Origin of the sequence: Actinocorallia libanotica (assembly GCF_039525175.1) — a bacterium.
Classification (GTDB): Bacteria; Actinomycetota; Actinomycetes; order Streptosporangiales; family Streptosporangiaceae; genus Actinocorallia; species Actinocorallia libanotica.
The window spans coordinates 9266-14443 of the sequence record NZ_BAAAHH010000077.1; the positions used below are offsets into that span (position 1 = coordinate 9266).

Annotated in this window: 7 protein-coding genes; all 7 read right to left on the reverse strand. The window is 76.0% G+C overall.

Annotation, left to right across the window (positions count from 1 at the left end; genetic code table 11):
* A partial coding sequence (locus ABD140_RS39085) for a hypothetical protein (RefSeq protein ID WP_344247972.1) occupies positions 1-515 on the reverse strand: 515 nt, incomplete at its 3' end.
* A 1-nt stretch (position 516) separates the two neighbouring features.
* On the reverse strand, positions 517-1365 hold the full coding sequence (locus tag ABD140_RS39090; RefSeq protein ID WP_344247974.1) for a hypothetical protein: 849 nt from the start codon (positions 1363-1365) through the stop codon (positions 517-519).
* An 11-nt stretch (positions 1366-1376) separates the two neighbouring features.
* A complete protein-coding gene (locus ABD140_RS39095) occupies positions 1377-1802 on the reverse strand; it encodes a hypothetical protein (RefSeq protein WP_344247976.1) in 426 nt (141 codons plus the stop codon).
* Between the two features lie 2 nt (positions 1803-1804).
* Positions 1805-3577 (reverse strand): hypothetical protein, encoded by a 1773-nt coding sequence (locus ABD140_RS39100; RefSeq protein WP_344247978.1) that lies wholly within the window; start codon positions 3575-3577, stop codon positions 1805-1807.
* Positions 3578-3704: 127 nt separating this feature from the next.
* A complete protein-coding gene (locus tag ABD140_RS39105) occupies positions 3705-3950 on the reverse strand; it encodes a hypothetical protein (protein ID WP_344247980.1) in 246 nt (81 codons plus the stop codon).
* A complete protein-coding gene (locus tag ABD140_RS39110) occupies positions 3947-4414 on the reverse strand; it encodes a hypothetical protein (protein ID WP_344247982.1) in 468 nt (155 codons plus the stop codon). Before ABD140_RS39110 ends, ABD140_RS39105 begins: the two co-directional genes overlap by 4 nt.
* A gap of 24 nt (positions 4415-4438) precedes the next feature.
* Positions 4439-5178: hypothetical protein (locus ABD140_RS39115; RefSeq protein WP_344247984.1), on the reverse strand; the 740-nt coding region annotated here is incomplete at its 5' end.

Consider the following 5178-nt stretch of genomic DNA (forward strand, 5'->3'; position numbering starts at 1 on the left):
ACCGCGGCGCGCAGCATCAGGATGGCCTCTTCGGGCGTGGTCCCGAACCAGTCGACGTTGTCCCTCGCCTCGGGGACGGACTGGCCGTTCTTGAGGTCGCACACCCAGGAGACGATGCCGTTGCGTTTCTCGGCGGCCAGCTCCAGCTGCAGCGTGCGGGACTTCCCGGCGCCAGTGGTGCCGAACAGCAGGAACCGCTGGGCGCTGCCCGTGGCGGGGTCGTACAGGCGGCGCTTGACCGTGCGGCCGTTGTGGTAGACGCCCACCGCGATGCGGCCGTGCCGGTCCATCACCAGGTCCTCGGCCGTGACCGCGCGGACCTCGGCGAGCGGGTTGGACGGGTAGATCGTGACGATGGCCCGCCGCAGCCCGTCGGTCTCCACCGCGATGCGGGTCGGGTCGGCGATGTCCAGCGCGGAGCACAGGGCGGGCAGGTTGTACTCCAGGACCTGGCCCTGCGGTACCTCCAGCATCAGCTCCACCACTTCACCGGCGGCGGGGGCGAGGACGCTCATCTCAGTGCTCCTTCAGGTCGACGGGGCGGCCGTTGATGTTGATGCCGGTCAGGACCGCGCCCGGCATCCCCTTGGGGGCGATGCGCGAGGTCCACAGCGCGGCCGGGTCGGCGGCCTTCTCGGCCGCGCCGATGCTCAGGCGGCGCACCCCGGCGCCGCGGCCTGGCACCGGGGAGACCTTGATGAGGTCTTCGGGGATGTCCATCAGCGCGGACAGGCGGCGGATGGAGACGTCGGGGACGGGCTCGCCGGGCACGGCGGCGCGGATGACCGCGGTCATGGAGTCCTCGCCGGTCCGCGTCACCTCTTCCAGGACGGTGCCGGGCGCGGCGCCCTTGGCGCCGGCGGCGTGCTGGGTCCACCACGCGGCCACCGGGTGCAGGTGCTCGGTAGGCGCCGCGTCGAACGCCTCCACCTCCCCCGCCGCCGCGACGGGGGCGGGGGCGGGGGAGACCATGCGGCGGGCGGTGCGGGCCGGGCGCAGCAGCCAGGTGGCGGCCGTCCAGACGACCGCGCCCAGGACCTCGCCCCAGTGGATCCCGGCGACCAGCCGCTCGGCGACCAGCAGGACGGACAGGGACAGGCCGGGCATCAGGTACAGGGCGGTGGTGGTGGCGCGCTGGTGGCCGGGAGGCTGGCCCAGCCACAGCGTGGCCAGGCCGCCGACGGTGGCCGCGCTGGTCGCCAGCAGGGCGGGCCCGGCCGTCTCCGGGGCGAAGAGGACCACGCCCGCGGCGGCCGCGGCCGCGACGGTGGCCGCCCGGCCGGTGCGGTCGCGCACGGTGTCGATGCGGCGGCGCGCGTCCTGCAGCTGGGGGGCATCGGACAGGTCGATGGTCAGTCGCTCCATGGTCGTGCTCCTCACCGGTTGGAGTAGAACTGGGCGTCGGCCATGGGGACGGTCAGGGCCTGGGCGGCCTCGGCCACGGACCCGTAATCGGCCTGGTGGGCTTCCGAGGCCTGGGCGAACAGGGCGGCGAGGTCCTCGCATCCGGCGGCCATGGCGTCGGCGATGTCCAGCGCGGCGCGCATCACGGCGGCGGCCTCGCGGTGCTCGGCGACGGTGTCGGCGTCGACGGACAGGGCGGCCATCTGGTCGGCGAGACGCTCCACGGACTCCGCGCAGCCCTCGACATAGCGGTAGGTGCCGCGCACCGTCTCCGACAGCCCGGCCAGCTTGGCGCCCGCGGTGGCCAGCTCGGCGACCAGGAGCGTGAACCGCACGATCCCCAGGCCCTCGCCGCCCTGCTCGACCTGCTGCCCGGCGGCCTTCTCGATCTGGGTCATGTCTACTCCTCGTGGTATTCGCGCTCGGCGGGGCGGGTGTGTCCGGCGTCGCGGACGGCGTCGGCGAGCGGCTGGTGGCGGGCGGCGGCGTTGGCGCCGGCGGTGGCGACGGCCTCGGCCGCGGTGGGCAGCGTCGCCGCGATCGCCTCGGCCTTGGCCTTGACCGACTGGGTCTGGTCCATCAGCCGGGCGAGCATCCCGGCCAGCACGCCGGGCACCTGGAGGTCGGCCACAGCGGCGGCGACGACTTCCAGCTGCCGGTACAGCCGGTCGCAGCCCTCGGCGGTGGCGGCCGCGGCGACCGCGCCCTCGGCGATCTCCTCGGCGGCGTCGGCGTCGGCGTCGATGACGTCGTAGACGGTCAGCTCCGCATCGCCGTACTGCGTGCTCCTAACGGGTGTGCTCACGAAACGCGCTCCTTTCTCGGGTGTGGTCGGTGCCGGGGCCGGTGCGGGGCCCAGCGCGGGCCGGGCCGGGCCGATCTGGGCGGGCTCGGGACGGGCGGCGGGCTCGGCGTCGACGCGCTCGACGGTGATGCGCACGCTGCGGTCGGCGGCCGGCGGCGGCCGCATCCGCTCCCAGCCGCCCGGCGGCGGGGGCGGGGTGTTCGGGCGCGTCCGCTCCTGGGCGCGGGGCTCATCCCGGGGCCCGTCCTGGGGCGTGCTGTGCGGCGCGCCCTGGCCCTCCTGGCCGCCGCCGACGGTGGCGGCCTCGTCCTCCTGCGGCTTGTCCTCGCGCAGCTTCGCCCAGGCCCGTCGCCACCAGCGCGGCTTGGCGGCCGGGGCGTTCAGCGCCGCGGTGCCCGCCGGGGGCGCGTTGCGGCGGGCGGCCTCCTCGGCCTCGGCCGCGGCGGCCTGCTTCTTGGCGCGGCGCTCGGCGCGGGCCTGGCGGGCGCGCTCGCGCAGGCCGCCGAGACCGGACCGCGCACGGTCGGCCCAGCTCACCTTGCCCGCCGTCTCGGCGGTGTCCGCCGTGCCGTCCTTCTCCGCCTTCTTGGCGGCCTTCTTGGCGGCCTTGGCGGCGCGGCGGGCGGCCTCGGCCTTCTCCGCGGCCCGACGCACCCGCGCTTCGCGCACCCGCGCCCAGGGACCGGGCTTGGCGGCGCTGTGAGCGCCGTGGGAGCCCGTACCGCTCTTTCCCGGGGCTTTGCCTGCGGTGGTGGCCGTACGGCCCGCAGAAGCGCCCGCCGGGCCGCCGGAGGAGGCTTTGCGGCCGCTGCCGCCACCGCCCAGCAGCGGCGAGCGGGAACCCCCGCCGCCGCCCCCGCCGGACCGGCCCGCCTTCGCCCCGCCGCTCGCGGGGTGGGAGGAGGAGGTGGCGGTGTGCTTGGCCCTGGCCTTGTCGGCCGCGGCGCGGGCGGCATCGGCGTTGGCGCGGGCGGCGCGCAGCTTCTGGCGGCGCAGCTCGGCGGCCTGCCACAGGCCGCGCGCCCCGGCGATGCCCAGCGCCGTCATCAGCGCCAGGATCGCCGCCGCGGTGTCGCCGGCGGTGGGGCGCTCGGGGTCGGCAGGGGCGGGCGGCAGGAACTCCCCCTCGGGCCCTTCGTCGTCGTCCTGGCCGCCGCGCGGCATCGTCAGGTGCAGCGGCGGTGCCATCTCGGGCCCGGCGTCCATGCGGGGGACGACCGGCCCGCTCGCCGACGGCGCGGCCGGGGCGGGGTCGGCGGGCGGGGCGGGCGCGGGCGCGGGCGGCTGCGCCGAGGGGGCGTCCAGGGATCCCGGCAGCAGCGGGCGGGGGAACGGCACGACGTCGCCGCCCTCGTGGTTGTCGCTCATATTCCCCTCCTCTCAGGGGTTGCAGTCAGTGACCGGATCGGGCATACTCGCGCGCCGCGCGCGTCGCGCGCCGCGCCTTGGGGGCCCCGAAGGGCCCGCAGACGGCGGATGAACATGCACATGTGCTTCACGCTGCGTGACGCCTCTCGGCGTCCTCCAGGCGCTGGGCCCACTCGGCGAGCAGCGCGGCCAGGTCGTGCATCGCGCTGCTCTCGCCGCGGTCCTGGGCCCGCCTGGCCGCGGCCCTGGCCCGGTCGAAACACACCCGGGCCAGGGCCGCGTCCGTCGTGCAGGCCTTGAACTTGGCGTCCCAGAACGCCGCCAGGTTGTGCAGGCGGCGCATCTGGGGGCTCATCGGCTTGGCCTTGGTCACGCCGACCGCCCCTCGCGGACGGCGTCCAGGAACGAAGCGGGGCTCGGCTTGCGGCCGGCCGTCGGCAGGTTCGGCGCGTCGGCGGCCTGGCGGGCCGGGGCCGCGCCGCGCCCCAGGGCGGGCCGGGCCTCGGCCTGGGCGCGGGCGGCCTGGCGCTCGGCGGGGATCTCGTGGCGGCCGCGCCGGTAGCGGGCCTCCAGCTTGAACGTCAGCGCGGCGGCGGCCTCCAGGTGCTCCTGGATCTCGCGGAACGGCCCCGTCAGCCAGCGGTGCCGCCACCACGCCTCGAACGAGGAGTAGCCGGCGGGCGGGTTGGCCGCCCACATGGCCTCGGCGTCCCGGCGGATGCGGGCCACCCGCTCGGCGTGCTCGGACAGCACACCGCGCAGCTGCATGGTGTAGGCCTCCACCATCTCGGGGTCGTCCAGCATCTCCCCGGACCAGCGCTGAGGACTCTGGTTCATCGGTCGTTCTCCTTTCGAGTCGGGTTACAGGGCGTTCTTGATGGCGCGGGCGGTGTCGGTGCTGCACGGCATCGGCTTGAGCGCGGCGCGGATCTTGTGGATTCCGGGGTCCGGCGCCAGCTCCCCGGCGGCGATCAGGGCCCGCACCCGGGCCGCCAGGGCCTCGATGTTGGGGGTCCGGACCGGGGGGGTACGGGGGTACGGGGTACGGGCGTTTTCCCTGTACGCGCCGGGAGTACCCCCCTTGTGCGGGCCCTCGGCCGAGGCCTCGCCGGTGCCGAAGTTCAGGTCGGTGAAGCCGCGCAGCAGGACCGGCAGGTACAGCACGACCGCGACCGCGACGATGGGGCCCAGCACGTGCAGCACCAGGCGGTGCAGTTCGAACGGGGCGGCGATCCCGGGGAGGTAGGGGTAGGCGTTCATGCCCAGGCTCAGGCCGAGGAAGAGCCACTCGATCCGCTTGGTGACGGTCTCGGCCTCACCGGTCAGCGGCGTGCCCTGCACGGCCAGGTAGGCCCGCGAGCCGACCACGCCCAGCAGCGCCAGGGAGATGAACGGCTCCACCAGCCAGGCGAACAGCCACGCCGCGGTCCAGGCCTTCGCGCCGTCGGCGGCGAAGGCCTGCACGCCTGCGGTCGACCAGGACAGCGCCAGCACCAGCGCGGACACCAGGACGCCCACGAACAGGCGGCGCATCTTCGCGGCCTTGTAGGCGCGCACCATCGGGTCCTGGGCGAGTTCGTGCAGCCGGGCGGCCTCGGCGG

Excerpts from the sequence above, each read along its gene's own strand:
- ABD140_RS39090 (WP_344247974.1), bottom strand. The coding sequence starts at position 1,365 with ATGGAGCGACTGACCATCGACCTGTCCGATGCCCCCCAGCTGCAGGAC.
- ABD140_RS39095 (WP_344247976.1), bottom strand. The coding sequence starts at position 1,802 with ATGACCCAGATCGAGAAGGCCGCCGGGCAGCAGGTCGAGCAGGGCGGC.
- ABD140_RS39100 (WP_344247978.1), bottom strand. The coding sequence starts at position 3,577 with ATGAGCGACAACCACGAGGGCGGCGACGTCGTGCCGTTCCCCCGCCCG.
- ABD140_RS39110 (WP_344247982.1), bottom strand. The coding sequence starts at position 4,414 with ATGAACCAGAGTCCTCAGCGCTGGTCCGGGGAGATGCTGGACGACCCC.